Source organism: Nocardiopsis sp. LDBS0036 (assembly GCF_041228755.1).
Classification (GTDB): domain Bacteria; phylum Actinomycetota; class Actinomycetes; order Streptosporangiales; family Streptosporangiaceae; genus Nocardiopsis; species Nocardiopsis dassonvillei.
The window spans coordinates 3,998,320-4,015,669 of record NZ_CP141103.1 but is presented as its reverse complement, the minus strand read 5'-3'; the positions used below and the strand labels follow the sequence as shown (position 1 = coordinate 4,015,669).

Below are 17,350 nucleotides of genomic sequence, written 5' to 3'. Positions count from 1 at the left end.
ACGCTGAGGAACGCCCCGGCCGTGACGGGCACGCGGAACGGACCCGCACGCCCTTCAGGTGGCCAGGATCTGCGGCGAGACCGTCTTGAGCATCGCGTCGGCCCAGCTCATCTGCCGCAGCGACTGCGGGTGGCACCGCTTGGTGAGCGCCAGCAGCTCGGCGTCCGCGGTCACCTGCGCGCCCTGCCCGAGCAGGTCCCAGTCCAGGGACACACCCGCCGCCATGCGGTACAGCCGACGCAGGTCCGCCAGGAGCAGCAGGTCGGGGTCGGAGCCGTCCCCCGGCAGCTCGCCCGCCTCCTCGGTGGGCGGGTCCGGGTTCTCCGGTTCCGGCTCCCCGAGGTCCAGGCCGTAGCGGGCACCGGCCTCGGAGATCTCCCGCACGTGCTCGCGCGACCAGCGGACCAGGTCCCGGGCCACGTGGTGGATCTCCTGCTCCTCCTCGTGCCGCTCGGCGATCCTGAGCAGTTCCCCGGCCAGGGCGCTCTCGGCGTCGTGCAGTTCGCGCAGGGCCACGGTGATCCTCATCGCGCACCTCCGGTGACGTGTTCCCCGGAGGCGGCGTCGGGGCCGCCCACGGTCTCGGGCACCCCGTCGCCGACCGGCCGGGACGCGGTCGTCGTCGGCGCGGGCGCCGGTGCGCCGTCCCCGCGGCCGAGGGGACGCAGCCGGGCCGCCGCGGTCTTGAACAGGGGCTGTTTGGACACCGGGTCCCAGTCGGTGACGGTCGTCTCGTTGGCCGCCCGGTCCCGGTCGGGGGAGCCGCCGTCGGCGTGCCTGTCCCAGTAGCCGTAGTGGAACGGGACGAACAGCACCCCGGGGCGGATGCCGCTGATCCGCGCCCGCGCCCGGACCACCCCGCGCGGCGAGGCCACCTCGACGGGATCGCCCTCGCAGATCCCGGCCTCCCGGGCGTCGGAGGGGGAGACCTCCACCCAGACCTCGGGGGCCGCCCGTTGCAACTGGGGTGAGCGCCCGGTCTTGGTGCGCGTGTGGAAGTGGTAGAGCGTGCGGCCGGTGATGAGCGCGAAGGGGTACTCCCCGCTCGGCTCCTCGTGCGGCGGCAGGTACTCGGCGGCCTTGATGATCGCCCGGCCCTCGGGGTTCATCGCCTTGTACTCGGTCGGCTCCAGCGGCGCCCCGGTGACCAGGTCGCGGCCGTAGCTCTCGCACTGGTCGGGCGCAGCCCAGAACCGGCCGTCGGCGTACAGGCGCTCGGTGCCGTCCGGGTTCTGGTCGTTGCAGGGCCACTGCACGCCGCTGCCGCCGCGCAGCCTGCCGTAGGTGAGGCCGGTGTAGTCGCACGGCCGTCCGGCGGTGGCCTCCTTCCACGCCTCGAAGGCCGACTCGGGGTCGTGCCACTGGGGGAACGGCGCACCGTCGTTGTCGCGGAAGTCCATCCGCCGGGCGTAGTCCAGGAAGATGTCCAGGTCCGACCGTGCCTCGCCGGGCGGCTCGACGGCCTTGTCGGACAGGTGGACGGTGCGGTCGGTGTTGGTGAACGTGCCCGTCTTCTCGCCCCAGGTCGCGGCGGGCAGCACCACGTCGGCGAGTTCGGCCGTCTCGGTCAGGAAGATGTCCTGCACCACCAGGAACAGCCCCTCCCGGGCGAGCACCGAGCGGATCCGCGCCAGCTCGGGCAGCGACACCGCCGGGTTGGTGGCGCTGACCCACAGGAACCGGATCGACCCCTTCTCGGCGTACCGCATGATCTGCATCGCGTGCGTGGGCGGCGCGTAGTGCGGGATCCGCATCGGGTCGAGGTTCCACACCGCGGCGAGGTCGCTGATGTGCTCGTCGTTGCTCCAGTTGCGAAAGCCCGTGAGGTCGCCGTCGGCGCCGCACTCGCGCGTGTTCTCCGCCGTGGGCTGCCCGTTCATCTGGAGGACGCCCGCGCCCGGCCTGCCGAGCATGCCGCGGACCAGGTGGATGTTGTTGACCTGCACGGACGCGGCGGTCGCCTGGTGCGACTGGTAGAAGCCCTGGAGCACGGTCGACAACAGCCGCTCGGCGTCGCCCAGGAGCGCGGCGGCCTCGCGGATCCGCTCCGCCGGGACCCCGCAGATCCCGGCCGCGCGCTCGGGCGGGTATCCCTCCACCTCCGCGACCAGGGAGTCGTAGCCGACCGTGTGGGCCTCGACGTAGTCGTGGTCGACCATGTCCCGCCGGATGATCTCGTGCAGGATGCCGTTCATCAGCGCGACGTTGGTCCCCGGCAGCGGGGCCAGGTGCAGCGTCGCCTCGCGCGCCACCGGGGTCGGGCGGGGGTCGACGCACAGGATCCGGGGCGGGTTGGGCCCGGCCAACCGGTCGAGCACGCGCGTCCACAGCACCGTCTGGGTCTCGGCCATGTTGTGGCCGTAGAGGGCGATGACGTCGGCGTGGTCGATGTCGGTGTAGGAGCCGGGCTGTCCGTCGCAGCCGAACGACTCCTTGAGCGCGGCGGCGGCGGTGGCCGTGCACAGCCGGGTGTTGCCGTCCATGTGGTTGGTGCCGATGGCGCCGTGCCCGATGGCGGCGAGCGTGTAGTACTCCTCCAGGAAGAGCTGTCCGCTGGTGTAGAAGCCGATCGCGCTCGGGCCCTGCTCGTCGAGCAGTTCCCCGCTGCGCCGCACGACCAGGTCCATCGCGGTGTCCCAGTCGGTCTCGACCAGCTCGCCGTCCCGGCGCACCAGGGGCCGGGTGAGCCGGTCGGGTGAGTGGTTGGCCTGCCACCCGTAGAGGTCCTTGGGGCCCAGGCGCCCGTGGTTGACCCGGTCGCCCTCGCGGCCCCGCACCCCCACGATCCGGTCGTCCTTGACCGCGATGTCGAGCGCGTCGCCGTTGGAGTGCAGGATCGACGCGGACCGCACCCAGCGGTCCACCTGGCCGGGGTCCACCCCCTCGGCCAGGTGGCTGTCCACTCTGGTCGGCCATTCCTGGCCGGGCCCGTACGGGGTGCGCGACCCCCATGGTTCGGCGATCCTGTCCCTGGACGGCACCGACACCACCCCTTCCCGTGCGGCCGAAACGCGTGAACGCCGCTACCCGGGGCGCAAACGCGTAAACGGCGCGGGATCCGGCCCCGCCCCGGCCGTGGCCGGAGGGGCAGACGGTGGCTCACCGGGTTGCTCATCAGGTGGATCACTGAAGCGGTAACGAGCAACCCAGTGAGCCAGACCCGGTGTCGGGGAAACAGGCGTGCGTCAGGACGTCCCGGTCGCGGCCAGGGGAAAAGGTCCGGCAGGTCCCGCCCGGTCCCGGCTCAGGGCAGGTGCACCATCCCGGCGATCCGACCGGCCGCCTCCCGCACGGCGGCGCCGAAGGGGGCGGGGTCGTCCAGCTCCAGGAGTGAGACGCCGACGCTGGCCACCGGATCGGAACTCCTCCCGACCACCGCCGCCGACACCCCGGTCACCGCGTTGGTCACCTCGGCGTGGGAGACGGCGTAGCCCCGCTCGCGGGCCAGGGCGACCTCCTCGCGCTCCCCGGGCCGGGGAGGCATGGCCGCGAGCAGGGCCAGCCCGGCCGACCCCTTGTCGATGGGATCGACCCGCCCGGTCCGGAAGGCGATGTGGGCCGTGGCCCGGCGCGGTTCCACCACCATCAGGGCGCGCGCCTCATCCTCGCCCTCGGGGACGACGAGGTGCGCGGTGGCCCCCTGCGACTCGGCCAGCTCGGCCAGGACCGGACCGGCGACCTGGCGCAGGTCCGCCTCCACCGACTCGGCCAGCGCGACCAGCCCCGGCCCCAGGGTGATGCGCTTGAAGGGACCGCGTTTGCACAGCCGGTGCTCCTCCAGCGTGCGCACCAGCCGGTGGGCGACCGTGCGGTGCACGCCCACCCCCTCGGCGATCTCGGTGAGCGACAGTCCGTGCGGACTGCGGCTGAGCAGCTCCAACACCTCGATCCCGTTGTGCAGGGTCTTGGACGTGCGGGTGTTGGGCCTGTCGGCCGGTGTCTCGGGCATCTGGCTCCTCTCGCACCGCGAAGATACACCTCCCGCCTCTTGACGCAGGTGATGTGTGACACATACGTTAAGCCTTAATTGCACACCTAGTGCGATTATCGCACACATGGGGGGAAGGTCATGGACGGTTCGCTGGTCACCGGCATCCACCAGCTCTACGCGCGCCAGTCCCACCTGATCGACGGCGGCCACGCCGACGCCTGGGCCCGGACCTTCACCCCCGACGGCGAGTTCCACTCGCCGACCTATCCCGCGCCGGTCGTGGGGCGCGACCGCCTGCGGGCCTTCGCCGAGGACTTCGCGCACGCGGCCCGGGAGGCGGGCGAGGTGCGCCGCCACGTGGTCACCAACCTCTTCGTGGAGTCCGCGGACACCACACAGGCGCAGGTCAGCGCCTATCTTCAGGTCATCGGCACCCGTGTGACGGGCGACACCGCAATCCTGAGGTTCACCACCGTCAGCGACCGGCTGGTCCGCGACGGGCAGGACTGGCGCATCGCGCGCCGGGACGTCCGGCGCGACGACACCGCCTGAACCCCGGCCGCGCCCGACCGCACCCGGACCCACCGCACCCGCTCCCCACCAGATCCGGACCCGCGACCCCGGTCCCGTCCCACCCAAGGAAAGGCCGCACACCATGACCCAGCACGAGGGCACCGGCCCCGCCCGCGTCGTCCACCGCGTGATGGAGGCCGTCCACCCCGAGATGGCCGGCCGCACCGCGGTCGTCACCGGGGCGGCGCGCGGCATGGGCCGCAGCTTCGCCGCAGCCCTGGCCACCCGCGGCGTCAACGTCGTCGCGGCCGACATCAACGACGTCGACATGAAGCGGGTCGCCGACGAGATCAACCGCGACCTGGCCGACGGCGCTCTGCACGAGAGGCCCGGCCGGGTCGCCCCCCGCCGCGTCGACGTGGTCGTGCCCGAGCAGCACGACGACCTCGCCCGCGCCGCCGTCGACGAGTTCGGCTCCCTCGACTACTGGGTCAACAACGCCGGGGTCTTCCCGTACGCCGCCGTCGGCGAGATCACCGCCGAGCAGATGTCCACCGTCCTCGACGTCAACGTCCAGGGGGTCCTGCACGGCGCCCAGGCCGCCGCCCGCCGCATGCGGCCCGGCGGCGTCATCGTCAACATGTCCTCGGTGTCGGCGGTGCGCGTGCGCCGGGGCCGCGCCGCCTACTGCGCGTCCAAGGCCGCCGTCGCCCACCTGACCGAGTCCCTCGCCGTCGAGCTGGGCGACAGGGGGCTGCGCGTCAACTCCATCGCCCCCGGCTTCATCGACACCGAGATGACGCGCTGGCTCCAGGACGACCCCGAGGCCCTGGCCGCCGCCCTGGACAACGTGCCGCTGCACCGGGTCGGCTCCCCCGAGGAGGTCGTCGGCGTCCTGCTCTTCCTGCTCTCCGACAGCAGCCGCTACGTGACCGGGCACAGCATCGCCGTCGACGGGGGTTCCCGCCATGTCTGAGCACGTCGGCCGGCACGACCACGAGGACGAGGAGACCGCCGACGTCGTCGTCATCGGCGGGGGAGGGGCCGGGCTCGCCGCGGCCGTCACCGCCGCCGAGGAGGGCGCGCGCGTCCTGCTGTTCGAGTCCGAGTCCGAACTGGGCGGCTCCACCCAGCTCTCGGCGGGGCTCTTCACCGCCGCCGCGACCAGCGTCCAGCGCGGCGCGGGCGTGGAGGACAGCGCCGAGCGCTTCTACCAGCACTACATGGACCTCAACCAGTGGATGCTCGAACCCGGGCTGGTCCGCGCCTTCTGCGAGAACGCCGGACCCACCCTGGAGTGGCTCATCGGACTGGGCGCCGGGTTCCCGGCCCGGACCTCCACCAACGCGCACATGCCCGGCCTGACCCGGGCCGGGGTCGAGGACGTCTGGCGCGCCCACGTCCCCGCCGACCAGGGGCTCGGTCTGGTCCAGGTGCTCGCCGCGGCCTGCCGCCGCCTCGGGGTCGAGACCGTGCTCAACACCCGGGTGCGGCACCTGCTGTTCGAGGACGGCCGGGTGCGCGGCGTCGTCGCCGACGGCGTCACCGTCCGCGCGAACGCCGTGGTGGTCGCCACCGGAGGCCTGGCCCAGGACCCCGAACTGCTCAAGGAGTACTACCCGGACGCCCTGGAGGCGGGCGAACACGCGTTCGTCGTGGCCGCGCCCGGCAGCCGGGGCGACCACCTGCGCTTCGCCGAACAGGTGGGGGCCTCCGTGACCGGCGCGGGCTGGGGGCTGCGGATGCCCACCGTCTACTTCCAACGCCAGCACCACTGGCAGTCGGGGTTCCCGCCGCTCTCGCGCGTGTACGTCAACGGGGCCGGGCGCCGCTTCATGGACGAGGACGCCTCCTACGCAGTCTCCACCGGCATCATCGACGCCCAGGGCGGCTCCGCGTGGTGCGTGTTCGACGACCGCGCCCGGGCCTCGCTGCCCGCCGGGTACGCGGACTGGACGCCCGAACGCGTCACCGAGGAGGCCGACGCGGGCCGCACCCTGCGCGCCGACACCCTGGAGGAACTGGCCGCCCTCATGGGGGTGTCCGAGGCCGCGCTGCTCACCACGGTGCGGACCTGGAACTCCCAGCTGCCGAACGGGCGGGACCCGGACTTCCTGCGCCACCTGACCCTGCGCGGCAAGGGGGCGCAGGCCGACCCCGAGCCCCTGGACACCGCTCCGTACTACGCGGCCCGCGTGCTGCCGGCCGAGATCGTCTGCACGCACGCCGGTCTGGAGATCGACTCCGCCGCCGCCGTGCGCGACCGCACCGGGACCGCGGTCCCCGGGCTCTTCGCCGCGGGCGAGGCGGGCGCCGGAGTCCTCGGTCCCCGCTACGTCGGCGGCGGCAACGCGGTCGCCAACGCCCTCACCATGGGCCGCATCGCCGGTCGGGGAGCGGCGGGCGCACGGAGGGGAACCGCCCGGCCGACGCGTCCCGTCGCGTGACGGGCGGCGCCACCGGACACGCCTCGGGGCGGGTGTCCTGAGGCGCACCCGTCCCGCACCTTCCGCCCCACCGCACCGGACGCTTCACGCGGCCCCCTCGGCGCACGGCCCCCACCGCCCTCCCGGCAGTCGGCAGCACGCGCCCCGGCCCCCCGCCATCCCCCACGACCACGGGATCGGGCGGCGCACACACCGATCCGATCCTCTCCCCAGGGAGGCAGCATGTCACTCCACCAGCAGTCGGCGTCCGGGCCCGCACCGGCGCCGGAGGCGGGCTTCCAGTCGCGGATCAAGGTCATCCGCGCGGCGGTCATCGGCACCGTCGTCGAGTACTACGACTTCGGCATCTACGGCTACATGGCCACGTTCGTGGCGATGCTCTTCTTCGTCTCGGAGGACCCGACGGCGGCCCTGCTGGGCACGTTCGCCGCGTTCGCCGTCGCGTTCTTCATGCGCGTGCCCGGCGGCATCCTCTTCGGCCACATCGGGGACCGCTACGGGCGCAAGCGGGCCCTGTCCTGGACCATCCTGCTGATGGTCCTGGCCACCGCGGCCATCGGCGTGCTGCCCAACTACTACACGCTCGGCGTCTGGGCGACCGTCCTGCTGGTCCTGTGCCGCTGCGTCCAGGGCTTCGCCGCGGGCGGCGAACTCGGCGGGGCCAACGCCTTCGTGGCCGAGTCCGCCCCGGCCCGCTGGCGGGCCACCCAGACCTCCCTGGTCAACTCGGGCACCTACTTCGGCTCGCTGTTCGCCTCGCTGGTGGCGCTCACCTTCACCACGGTCTTCACCGAGCAGCAGATGCTGGACTGGGCGTGGCGCCTGCCGTTCCTGCTCAGCCTGCCCATCGGCGTCATCGGCCTCTACATCCGCAGCCACCTGGACGACACCCCGCAGTTCAAGCAGCTGGAGGACAAGGGCGAGACCGAGCGCATGCCGATCCGGACCCTGCTGGTCACCAACTGGCGGTCCGTGCTGAAGATCATCGGCCTGGGCGCGGTGATCACCGGCGGCTACTACATCGTCTCGGTGTACGCGGCCACCTACCTCCAGACCACGGCCGGGCACTCCGCCCAGCTGGCCTTCGCCTCGACCTCGGTCGCCATGGTCGTCGGCGCCGCGACGCTGCCGCTCTCGGGCTACCTGGCCGACACCATCGGCCGCAAGAAGGTCATCCTCATCGGCAGCGTCGGGGCCGCGCTCCTGGGCTTCCCGATGTTCATGATGATGTCCGCCGGCCCGGCCTGGGCCGCGATCGTGGGCCAGACGGCGCTGTTCGTGTGCGTCTCGGTCGTCAACGGCGCCTCGTTCGTCACCTACGCCGAGATGCTGGGCGCCTCCACCCGCTACAGCGGGATCGCGCTCGGCAACAACGTCACCAACACGCTCCTGGGCGGCACCGCGCCCTTCGTCGCGACCTGGCTGATCAGCGCCACCGGCCAGCCGCTGGCTCCCGCGGGCTACTTCGTCCTCACCGCCCTGGTGACGCTGGTGGCCGTCCTGTTCGTCACCGAGACCCGCGGCACCGAACTGCCGATCGACTGAGAGGAGAAGGCACATGCGCACAGCGGACGCGACGAGCGGCGGAACCGGACACGGACTGGCCGGACGCGTCGTCCTGGTGACCGGCGCCGCGGGCGGCATGGGCAGGGCCGAGGCCCTGGCACTGGGACGCGAGGGCGCCCGGGTCTGGGTGGCCGACCTGGACGCGGAGCGGGGCGAGGACACGGCCCGCCAGATCGGTGAGCTGGGCGCGACGGCCCGGTTCGCCCGCCTGGACGCCGCCGACCCGGACGACTGGGCGCGCCTGCGCGACCGGATCGCGGAGGAGGACGGCGGACGCCTGGACGGGCTGGTCAACAACGCCGGGGTCAGCCACCGCTTCGGGATCGCCGACACCACGGACGAGGACTGGCGCCGCGTGCTCGACGTCAACCTGTCCAGCGTGTTCTACGGCATGCGGTCCATGGCCCCGCTGCTGCGCGCGTCGGGGTCGGCGTCGGTGGTCAACGTGTCCTCCATCGCCGGGATGACCGGCTACTTCTCCGCCTCCTACGGCGCGAGCAAGTGGGGCGTGCGCGGCCTGAGCAAGGTGGGCGCGCTGGAGTTCGCGTCCTGGGGCGTGCGGGTGAACTCCCTGCACCCCGGGCTGGTGGACACCCCGCTGCTGCGCTCGGGGACCGACGACTTCGTCGAGGAGAGCCTGCGCTCGGTGCCCGCCGGCCGGGTGGCCGAACCCGGGGAGGTCGCCGACGTGGTGCTGTTCCTGCTGTCGGAGGCCTCCCGGTACGTGACGGGGGCCGAACTGGTCGTCGACGGCGGCCTGACCTCCGGCGGCCTCTACCACCGGATCACCTCGGGCCTGCGGGAGGGGCCCGTCTGAGTGTCCGGACACGACTCCGGGGAGGCGCCCACCGTCCAGGTGCGCCTCCCCGGTTCCCGGAGCGCGGGGCTTCGGTGACCCCCGGCGCCTCCGGGACCGGCCCGCGGTCCGGGGTCCGCACGCGCGGACTCCGGACCGCGGGCCGGTGCACCACGCCCGCGCCGCGCAGGCGCCGTCAGGCGGCGGCCCGGTCGGTGACGCGCCGGATGGCCTCGACGGCGAGTTCGGGCTGGTCGACGTGGATGTGGTGGCCGCTCTCCTCGGCGGTGCTGAGCCGGCTCTCACCGGACACCTGGAGCCACCGCTCCTGGCCCTCGGCCCACACGCGCTCCAGTTCGGCGCCGTACTCGGGGATCTCACCGAGGTACCGGACCCCGTGCTGGATGACCTCCGTCGGGATGTCCCCGGCCGAGCGGACCTCCGCGTCGCTGTCGATGACGATGCTCTCGGGGTTCTCGCCCCGGAACACCGCGAGGTTCTGCGCGCGCACCTCGGCGCCCGGGCCGGTCGCCGACTCGGGGATCACCTCGTTGATGTCGTCGAGCATCGTCGGTGACGTGGCGTCCAGCAGCACCAGGCCCCTGACCCGGTCCTGGTGGTCGGGGGCGTAGCGGGCGGCGATCAGCCCGCCCAGCGAGTGGCCGACCAGGACGACCGGTCCGTCACCGGCGACGTCGTCCAGGACGGCGGTCAGGGTCCGCCCGGCGTCGGCGACGCTCTGGGGGCCGGGCGGCTGGTCGCTCCCGCCCTCGCCGAACCGGTCGTAGGAGCAGACCCGGTCCCCCTCGCCCAGGGTCCCCTGGAGGTCGGCCATGGTGTCCAGGCCGTCGCCCATCCCGGCCATGAGGACGATGACCGGCCGTTCGCCGGCCGGGGCGCCGGAGCAGGAGACGTTCAGGGAACCGCCCTCGACGTCGAGCGTCTTGGTCCCGGTGAACAGCTCCCCGTCGGTCATCACGTCCTCCGCGGCCGACTCCAGGCCGGACTCCACCTCCTCCAGACCGGACCGCACGTCGGAGCACCCGACGAGGCCGGTCCCGGCCACGGCCAGGCACAGTGCGGTCAGGGCGGTCGTCCGGAAGGAACGCGACATCGGGGCCTCCAACGAGGGAATCGGGACGGGGGCGTCGAGTGGTGCCGCGGGGCCGGGGGAGAGGGCCTCGGCCCCGCTCCCGCGGGCCGGGACTCCGCGGCTGGGGAAGAACCTACGGACGCGGCGGCGCCCGGGTCGTCACCGCACGGAGGGACACCCGCGTGTGGCTCCCGCGGGGGACGGCTCCCGCCGCCGACCCGGGCGGCACCCGTTGGCCCGCACCGGGCTCCCCGCCCCGCCCCCGCGCGGGGGCGGGCCCCGTCCACCTGTGACGACGCGCCCCTCCCGGGCCGCGTGGGCGTGCCCGGAGCGCCGGGACGCGCCCCGCCGCCGCCTCCGGGGGACCGTCCACCGCCGCGGACGGGCGCGGGCCGCGCACCGGAGTGGACCGGCGAAGGTCCGCCCCGCGCGCCCGTGTCCCCCGTGCGAGCTACGCGCAGGTGTCCTCTCCACGGTGACGACCGCGCACCACCCCGCTCCGTAGCGTTTCTCCCAGACGCGAAACCCCCTACGAAGGAATTTCGATGAGACTTGTCTGGCAGCTCCTGGCCGTCGCCGCGGTCGCCTTCATCGGCGCACAGGGAGTCATGGCGTTCCAGGACGTCCCCTTGGTCTCCCTGGTCCTGGGCCTCCTGGTCGCCGTGGCCTCGGTGTTCGTCTACCGGTGGGTGGTGCGCCGCACCGAGCGCCGAACCGTGACCGAACTGGACTGGAAGGGCGCCGCCTCCGCCACCAGCTGGGGCACCCTCCTCGGCGTCGGACTGTTCGCCCTGGTCATCGTCAACATCGTCTTCCTCGGCGGCTACCAGGTCAACGGCCTGGGCTCTCCGATGAGCGCCCTGGGACTGGTCGGCTTCATGGCCGCCGTCGCGGTGACCGAGGAGCTGATGTGGCGCGGCGTGCTGTTCCGCATCATCGAGGAGCGCACCGGCAGCTGGATCGCCCTCGCACTGACCGGCCTGGCCTTCGGCCTGGTGCACCTGATCAACCCGCACGCCACCCTGTGGGGCGCCCTCGCCATCGCCATCGAGGCCGGCGGCATGCTCACCGCCGCCTACATCGCCACCCGCAGCCTGTGGCTGCCCATCGGCCTGCACTTCGGCTGGAACATCGCCGGATCCGCCATCTTCAGCACCGCGGTCTCGGGCAGCGACACCCCCCAGGGACTGCTGGACGTCACCATCTCGGGCCCCACGATCATCACCGGCGGCGACTTCGGCCCCGAAGGCAGCATGTACTCCGTGGTGTTCTGCGTCATCGTCACCGTGGTCCTCATGTGGATCGCCCGCCGCCGCGACCGGATCGTCCCCGTCCGCCGGCGCGGCGAGCGTCCCGCCGCCACCACTACACTGCCCCAGTGACCAGTCTCCGGCGGCTCCCCGAACTGTGGCAGCGACTCGACGTCACCCTCCGGGACCTGCCCCTGGGGCTGCTGCTCCTGACCGCCTCGCTCATCCCGTCACTGCACGGGCAGGGGACCGAGTTCGGCGGGGTGGCCGACCGCCCCCTCGACGCCCTGGGCCTGGTCGCGATCGCCCTCCAGTCGCTGCCCCTGGCCGGGCGGCGGCGGTGGCCGATCCTGACCCTGGCACTGGTGGCGAGCGGCTTCGCCCTCGACCAGCTCAACGGTTACCACCTGTTCGCGGGCACCGCGCTGCCCATCGCGCTGGTGAGCGCCGGCGCCCACGTCCACCGGTACCGGTGGACCACCGTGCTCGTGGCCTCGGCCGCCTACGTGGTGCTCTCGGTCGGGGTGGACCGGCTCGGAACGGGTGAGACCCCGGCCGGGTACGTGACGTTCTACGGGGCGCTGGCCCTGGCCTGGGGGGTCGGGGCATGGCTGCGCTCCACCCGCCTCGCCGAGGCCGAACGCCGCCGCCTCGTCGCCGAGGCCACCCGCACCGCCGAACGCACCCGCATCGCCCGCGAACTCCACGACGTCGTGACCCACCACGTGACCGCCATGGTCGTGCAGGCCGAGTCGGCGCGCTACCTGACCTCCGCGCCCGACCGGCTCGACCAGACCCTGACCGCGGTCACCGACACCGGCAGGCGGGCCATCACCGACCTGCGCCACCTGCTCGACCTGCTCAACCCCGACCACTCCACCCCCGTCCCCGCCTCCGACGAAGGGCTGCTCACCGTGGTGGAGCAGACGCGCCGGGCCGGGCAGCCGGTGGAGTTCAGCGAGGAGGGCACCCCGGCCTCCTCACGCGGCAGCGCCGACCTCGTCGCGCACCGCGTCGTGCAGGAGGCCCTGACCAACGCCCTCAAGTACGCGCACGGAAGCCCCACCACCGTGCGGGTGCGCCACCGCCCCGAGGAGATCACCGTGAACGTCAGCACCGACCACGCCGGGCCCCCGGGCGTCTCCCCCGGCGGAAGCGGGCGGGGCCTGGTCGGCCTGCGCGAACGCGTCGAGGTCCTGGGCGGCGACTTCACCGCTGGCCCGCGCGAGGGCGGGGGATTCGCCGTCCACGCCCGCATCCCCGCGCACGCCCCGGTGGGCGACCGGGCATGAGCGCGCCGATCCGGGTCCTGGTCTGCGACGACCAGGTGCTGATCCGCACCGGCCTCGTCACCATCATCGACGCCCAACCCGACCTGGAGGTCGCCGGCGAGTGCGGGGACGGAGCGGCCGCCGTCGAACTCGCCGAGCGGCTGCGCCCCGACGTCGTGGTGATGGACGTGCGCATGCCCGTGCTCGACGGCATCGAGGCCACCCGGCGCCTGGCCGGGGCCGGGGTGGACCGTCCCGTCAAGGTCCTGGTGGTCACGACGTTCAACCTCGACGAGTACGTCTACGAGGCGCTGCGCGCGGGCGCCAGCGGGTTCCTGCTCAAGGACGCGCCCCCGGCCCAGCTGCTGCACGGCATCCGCACCGTGTCCACCGGCGCGGCCCTGCTGGACCCCGAGGTCACACGACAGCTGGTGGGCAGGTACGCCGCCCGGATCCGGCCCCCCGACGCCGCCGCGGCCGACGCCCGGCTGACCCCCCGCGAGCTGGAGGTCCTGCGCCTGATCGCCAACGGCCTGTCCAACGGCGAGATCGCCGCGAGCCTGTTCATCAGCCAGGAGACCGTGAAGACGTTCGTCTCGCGCATCCTGACCAAACTCGACCTGCGCGACCGCGTCCAGGCCGTGGTCTACGCCTACCGGCAGGGGCTGGTGACCTGACCCCCGGCGCACACCCCGACCGGCGGGCGGGCGCCGGGATCCGCGGACGGCCGCGCACCCCGGTCCCGTGCTCCGCGGCGGGGCGGGGGCACACGCGCGGCGGAGGTCCCGGCCCGTGCGGGGAGACCGGACCGGTGCCGCGACCGTCGGACTTCCCCGCGCGCCGGTCGCGGGCTTGACCTTGACACGGTGACAGGGTCTTCACTCGGGTGCAGGAGGTGGTCCCGATCAACGCTGCCAACACGACCCCGAAGAACGCCCGCGTCGCCGACGCCCTGTCCGCCAGGGACACGTCGGTCCGGCTCCAGGCGGCCCTGGCGGCCGGGTCGAACCCCGACCCCTCGCTCCTGGAGCCGCTCGTCGAGCGGTGCGCGGTCGAGCCCGACTTCTTCGTACGGGACATGCTGTCCTGGGCGCTGACCCGCCTCCCGGCGGAGAGCACCCTGCCACGGATCCGCCGGGAGCTCGTCTCCGAGCGCGCCCAGGCACGCAGCCAGGCCCTGCACCTGCTCTCCAAGATCGGCGACAGGAGCACGTGGGCCTGGATCACCCGCGACATGCTGCGCGACGCCAGCGACCAGGTCGCGCGGACCGCGTGGCGCGTCGCGGTCGCCCTCGCGCCCGACGACGATGAGCAGAGGAGCGGCCTGGCCGGCGAACTGGTCCTCCAACTCGGTCGCGGCGACCGCGATGTGCGGCTGAGCCTGAGCCGGGCCCTCGTCGACCTCGGCGACGTGATCGTGCCCGCCCTGGAGAGGGCCGCGGAGGACCCCGACCCTGCGGTGGCGGCGCACGCCCGCGCCACCGAGCTGCTCCGGCAGGATCCGGAGAGCGGTTTCGACGCCGCCGTCGAGGAGGCCGGACGCGTGGTCACACTCGGCCCGGAACGAGCCGCCGCTGCCGCCGCCGCGGTCGCGTCGGCGGGCACAGGGGTGCCGGAGGCCTCCAAGGAGGCAGGGGCCGTCGAGGACGCGGAGGACGCGGATTGCTGATCGGTGACGTGGCCCGCCGCTCCGGGGTGAGCACCCGGATGCTCCGCCACTACGACGCCCTGGGGCTGGTGAGGCCGACGGGCCGTACCGCCGGCGGCTACCGCGAGTACTCCGACGAGGACGTCCGCAGGATCTTCCAGGTGGAGAGCCTGCGGACCCTCGGGCTCTCGCTCCGGCAGATCGGGCGGGCTCTGGAGGACCCGGCCTTCACACCGTCAGCCCTGGTGGACGACCTCATCCGGTGGACGCAGGAGCGGTTGGCCCGGGAGCGGGAACTGCTCGACCGGCTCCGCGCGATCGACGCGTCGGAGCCCGCCGACTGGCAGGACGTCCTGAGCGTCGTCGAGCTCATGCGGGGGCTCGACGCGACCAGCGCCGCGCGCAGACAGCAGGCCGTCCTGTCCCGGCCGGGGGACGCGTCGGCTTCCGCCGAACTGCTGGCCGGGGCGGTCCTGACCGAGTCCGACCCCCACGTCGCGGGCGCCCTGCGCTGGGCGCTCGCCCGGTCGGGCGGCGACGGCGTGGCGACTCTGGCGGCCGGTGCGCGGTCGCAGGACCCCGACGTCCGGCGGCGCGCGGTGCTGGCGGTCGCCGGGATGCCAGAGGCCCCGGAGGTCACCGCGGTGCTCGCGGACGCCCTCGGGGACCCGGACCCCGTGGTGCGCGGGCACGCCGCCCTGGCCCTGGGCGGGTACGGCGCGGCCGAGGCCGTACCCGCGCTGGTCGGCATGGTGGTCGACGGCTCCAGGGACGTGGAGGCGGCGGAGGCGCTGGGAGGACTGTCCCGGGACCCCGGGTGCGCGGACCGGATCACGACCGCCCTGGCCGACGAACTCGCCGCACCCGGCGCGGACTCCGCGACACGGATCCGTCTCGTCCAGGCGCTGGTCGAGATCGGGGGAGCCGCCGTGCGCGGGATCCTGGACCGACTGACCCGGGACGAGGACCGCGCCGTCGCCCTCGTCGCCTCGGCCCTCGCCGGGACCCTCCGGGAGCGGTCCCCCGAGGAGGACCGGTCCCTCGGGGAAGGGGAGGACCGGGCCGACGGGGACCCCTGAGAGCGCGCCGCCGGGACGCCTGTGCGTCCGGTCCCGGAGGCGCTCCGCCGGAACCGGACGCACCGCTCACCGGAATCCGGCGGGAAGGGTCATCAGGTCGATCCCCCACAACGGCGGCAGCAGGAACAGCGTCCCCGCGACCACGAGGGCGAGGGCGATGACGTTCAGCCAGAACCCGCTCCTGACCATCTCCATGATCGTCACCCTGCCGGTGCCGAACATGATCGCGTTCGGAGGGGTGCCCACGGGGAGCATGAACGCGCAGTTCGCGGCCATCGCGCAGGGGACCATCAGCGCGTACGGGTGGATGTTCAGGGAGACCGCGAGGGCCGCCATGACCGGGAGGATCATCGTCGCCGTCGCGGCGTTCGAGGTGATCTCCGTCAGGAACAGCACGAGCGCGGTGGCGATGACGATGGTCAGGATCACGTCGACCCCGTCGAGCACGCGCAGCTGCTCGCCGATCCACGCGGAGAGGCCGGTGTCGACGAACCCCGCGGCGATGGCCAGCCCGCCGCCGAACAGCAGGAGGATCCCCCACGGGATCTTCTTGGAGTCCTCCCACTGGAGGATCCTCCTCTCCCGGGCACCGCGGGTCGGCAGCGTGAACAGGACCACCGTCGCGACGATCGCGATCACCCCGTCGCTGATCCCCGGAAGGAGGTCCTCCCACAGGAACGACCGGGTCACCCACATGAAGGCCGTGCCGAGGAAGACGCCGAGCACGAGCTTCTCCTCGGTGGACATCCGGCCGAGGGACCTCCTCTCCTCCCGGATGATCTCCCTGCCTCCGGGAAGCTGCCTGAACCGGACCCTGAGTTTGACGCCCGTCAGGTAGAACCACGCGAGGGCGAGGAGGACGACGGCGATCGGAACCCCGAACACCATCCACCCGCCGAACGAGACGCTCTCGCCGAAGAGCTCCCCGGAGGTCGCCGCGAGAACGGCGAGCGGAGGTGTCCCGATGAGCGTGCCGAGACCGCCGATGGTGGCCGCGTAGCCGATACCGAAGACGACGGACTTCTCGAACCTGGGCAGGTCGTCGGCGAACTCCCCGCCCCGCAGCGAACGGGATGCCTGGTACACGACCGCCAGGCCGACGGGGATCATCATCATCGTGGCGGCCGTGTTGGAGACCCACATCGACAGGAAGCCCGTCGCGACCATGAAGCCGAGGACGATGCGGCGCGGACTCGTACCGATCGCCGCGACGATCGCGAGGGCGATGCGCTGGTGGAGGTTCCACTTCTCCATCGCGATCGCGAGCGAGAACCCTCCCAGGAACAGGAAGATGATGTCGTTGCCGTACGCCGCGACCACGGCGTCGCCCTCCAGCGCGCCGGTCAGCGGCAGGAGCGCGACCGGGAGCAGGGACGTGACCGGGATGGGTATCGCCTCGGTGATCCACCAGGTCGCGACCCAGAGGGTGGTGGCCAGGACCGCCCGCCCCGCCGACGAGAGCCCCTCGGGTTCGAAGAACACGAGCGTCAGCGCGAACAGCAGCGGACCGAGCACCAGCCCGGTGACGCGCGCGGGAGTGTAGCCGGGGCCGGGACCACCGGACTCCGCGGCCGGTCCCGCGGCCTCGGGGCCGTCATGGGCGGCGGAGGGGCCGTCGCCGGAGGCCACCGGTTCGGTCCGTGACGGCCTCCCGCGCCTGGAGAACGTCAGGAGTCCTTTCACCTCCCTGTGCGACGCCCACAGGCTCTCCCACAGGGGGTACGGGTAAGAGGTTGCCATTGTGCTGCACCTTCTT

15 protein-coding genes are annotated in these 17,350 nt (G+C 73.3%); 10 read left to right on the top strand and 5 right to left on the bottom strand.

The annotated features are described in order from the left end of the window. Positions 1-54: 54 nt before the first annotated feature. The 3 genes from UIS43_RS16915 to UIS43_RS16905 all read right to left on the bottom strand — a co-directional run bounded on the left by UIS43_RS16915 (position 55) and on the right by UIS43_RS16905 (position 3,949). Positions 55-528: a hypothetical protein gene (locus tag UIS43_RS16915; protein WP_013155656.1), complete on the bottom strand. Its 474-nt coding sequence runs from the start codon at positions 526-528 to the stop codon at positions 55-57. After that, positions 525-2,903 (bottom strand): molybdopterin oxidoreductase family protein, encoded by a 2,379-nt coding sequence (locus tag UIS43_RS16910; RefSeq protein ID WP_198048818.1) that lies wholly within the window; start codon positions 2,901-2,903, stop codon positions 525-527. The genes UIS43_RS16915 and UIS43_RS16910 overlap by 4 nt, the downstream gene beginning before the upstream one ends. Positions 2,904-3,244: 341 nt before the next feature. After that, the gene (locus UIS43_RS16905) at positions 3,245-3,949 is read right to left on the bottom strand and encodes an IclR family transcriptional regulator (RefSeq protein ID WP_013155654.1); all 705 of its coding nucleotides are present in this window, start codon (positions 3,947-3,949) and stop codon (positions 3,245-3,247) included. A 120-nt stretch (positions 3,950-4,069) separates the two neighbouring features. On the opposite strand from UIS43_RS16905, the gene UIS43_RS16900 reads away from it, so the two are divergent. From UIS43_RS16900 to UIS43_RS16880, 5 genes are all read left to right on the top strand, one after another. Continuing rightward, on the top strand, positions 4,070-4,483 hold the full coding sequence (locus UIS43_RS16900) for a nuclear transport factor 2 family protein (RefSeq protein ID WP_013155653.1): 414 nt from the start codon (positions 4,070-4,072) through the stop codon (positions 4,481-4,483). A 103-nt stretch (positions 4,484-4,586) separates the two neighbouring features. Further along, positions 4,587-5,420 carry an SDR family NAD(P)-dependent oxidoreductase gene (locus tag UIS43_RS16895; protein ID WP_013155652.1) on the top strand — a complete coding sequence of 278 codons (834 nt, stop codon included), beginning with the start codon at positions 4,587-4,589 and terminating at the stop codon, positions 5,418-5,420. Continuing rightward, positions 5,413-6,891 (top strand): FAD-dependent oxidoreductase, encoded by a 1,479-nt coding sequence (locus UIS43_RS16890; RefSeq protein ID WP_370010767.1) that lies wholly within the window; start codon positions 5,413-5,415, stop codon positions 6,889-6,891. The genes UIS43_RS16895 and UIS43_RS16890 overlap by 8 nt, the downstream gene beginning before the upstream one ends. A 222-nt stretch (positions 6,892-7,113) precedes the next feature. Then, complete coding sequence (locus UIS43_RS16885) at positions 7,114-8,436, top strand: MFS transporter (RefSeq protein WP_013155650.1); 1,323 nt, start codon at positions 7,114-7,116, stop codon at positions 8,434-8,436. Positions 8,437-8,449: 13 nt separating this feature from the next. Next, a complete protein-coding gene (locus tag UIS43_RS16880; RefSeq protein ID WP_013155649.1) occupies positions 8,450-9,274 on the top strand; it encodes an SDR family NAD(P)-dependent oxidoreductase in 825 nt (274 codons plus the stop codon). A gap of 175 nt (positions 9,275-9,449) precedes the next feature. Here the strand turns inward: UIS43_RS16880 and UIS43_RS16875 are convergent, their stop codons facing one another. Continuing rightward, positions 9,450-10,367 carry an alpha/beta fold hydrolase gene (locus UIS43_RS16875; RefSeq protein ID WP_370010762.1) on the bottom strand — a complete coding sequence of 306 codons (918 nt, stop codon included), beginning with the start codon at positions 10,365-10,367 and terminating at the stop codon, positions 9,450-9,452. A 524-nt stretch (positions 10,368-10,891) separates the two neighbouring features. Here UIS43_RS16875 and UIS43_RS16870 point away from each other — a divergent pair. The 5 genes from UIS43_RS16870 to UIS43_RS16850 all read left to right on the top strand — a co-directional run bounded on the left by UIS43_RS16870 (position 10,892) and on the right by UIS43_RS16850 (position 15,594). Beyond that, positions 10,892-11,728, top strand: a complete 837-nt coding sequence (locus tag UIS43_RS16870; RefSeq protein ID WP_013155647.1) for a CPBP family intramembrane glutamic endopeptidase — start codon at positions 10,892-10,894, stop codon at positions 11,726-11,728. Further along, positions 11,725-12,888 (top strand): sensor histidine kinase, encoded by a 1,164-nt coding sequence (locus tag UIS43_RS16865; RefSeq protein ID WP_013155646.1) that lies wholly within the window; start codon positions 11,725-11,727, stop codon positions 12,886-12,888. The genes UIS43_RS16870 and UIS43_RS16865 overlap by 4 nt, the downstream gene beginning before the upstream one ends. Further along, positions 12,885-13,544, top strand: a complete 660-nt coding sequence (locus UIS43_RS16860; protein ID WP_013155645.1) for a response regulator transcription factor — start codon at positions 12,885-12,887, stop codon at positions 13,542-13,544. Before UIS43_RS16865 ends, UIS43_RS16860 begins: the two co-directional genes overlap by 4 nt. A gap of 209 nt (positions 13,545-13,753) precedes the next feature. Then, positions 13,754-14,536: a HEAT repeat domain-containing protein gene (locus UIS43_RS16855; RefSeq protein WP_117198496.1), complete on the top strand. Its 783-nt coding sequence runs from the start codon at positions 13,754-13,756 to the stop codon at positions 14,534-14,536. Next, positions 14,530-15,594 carry a HEAT repeat domain-containing protein gene (locus UIS43_RS16850; protein WP_013155643.1) on the top strand — a complete coding sequence of 355 codons (1,065 nt, stop codon included), beginning with the start codon at positions 14,530-14,532 and terminating at the stop codon, positions 15,592-15,594. Before UIS43_RS16855 ends, UIS43_RS16850 begins: the two co-directional genes overlap by 7 nt. Positions 15,595-15,660: 66 nt before the next feature. On the opposite strand, the gene UIS43_RS16845 is transcribed toward UIS43_RS16850, so the two are convergent. After that, positions 15,661-17,334 carry a DASS family sodium-coupled anion symporter gene (locus tag UIS43_RS16845; RefSeq protein WP_071623027.1) on the bottom strand — a complete coding sequence of 558 codons (1,674 nt, stop codon included), beginning with the start codon at positions 17,332-17,334 and terminating at the stop codon, positions 15,661-15,663. Positions 17,335-17,350: the final 16 nt, after the last annotated feature.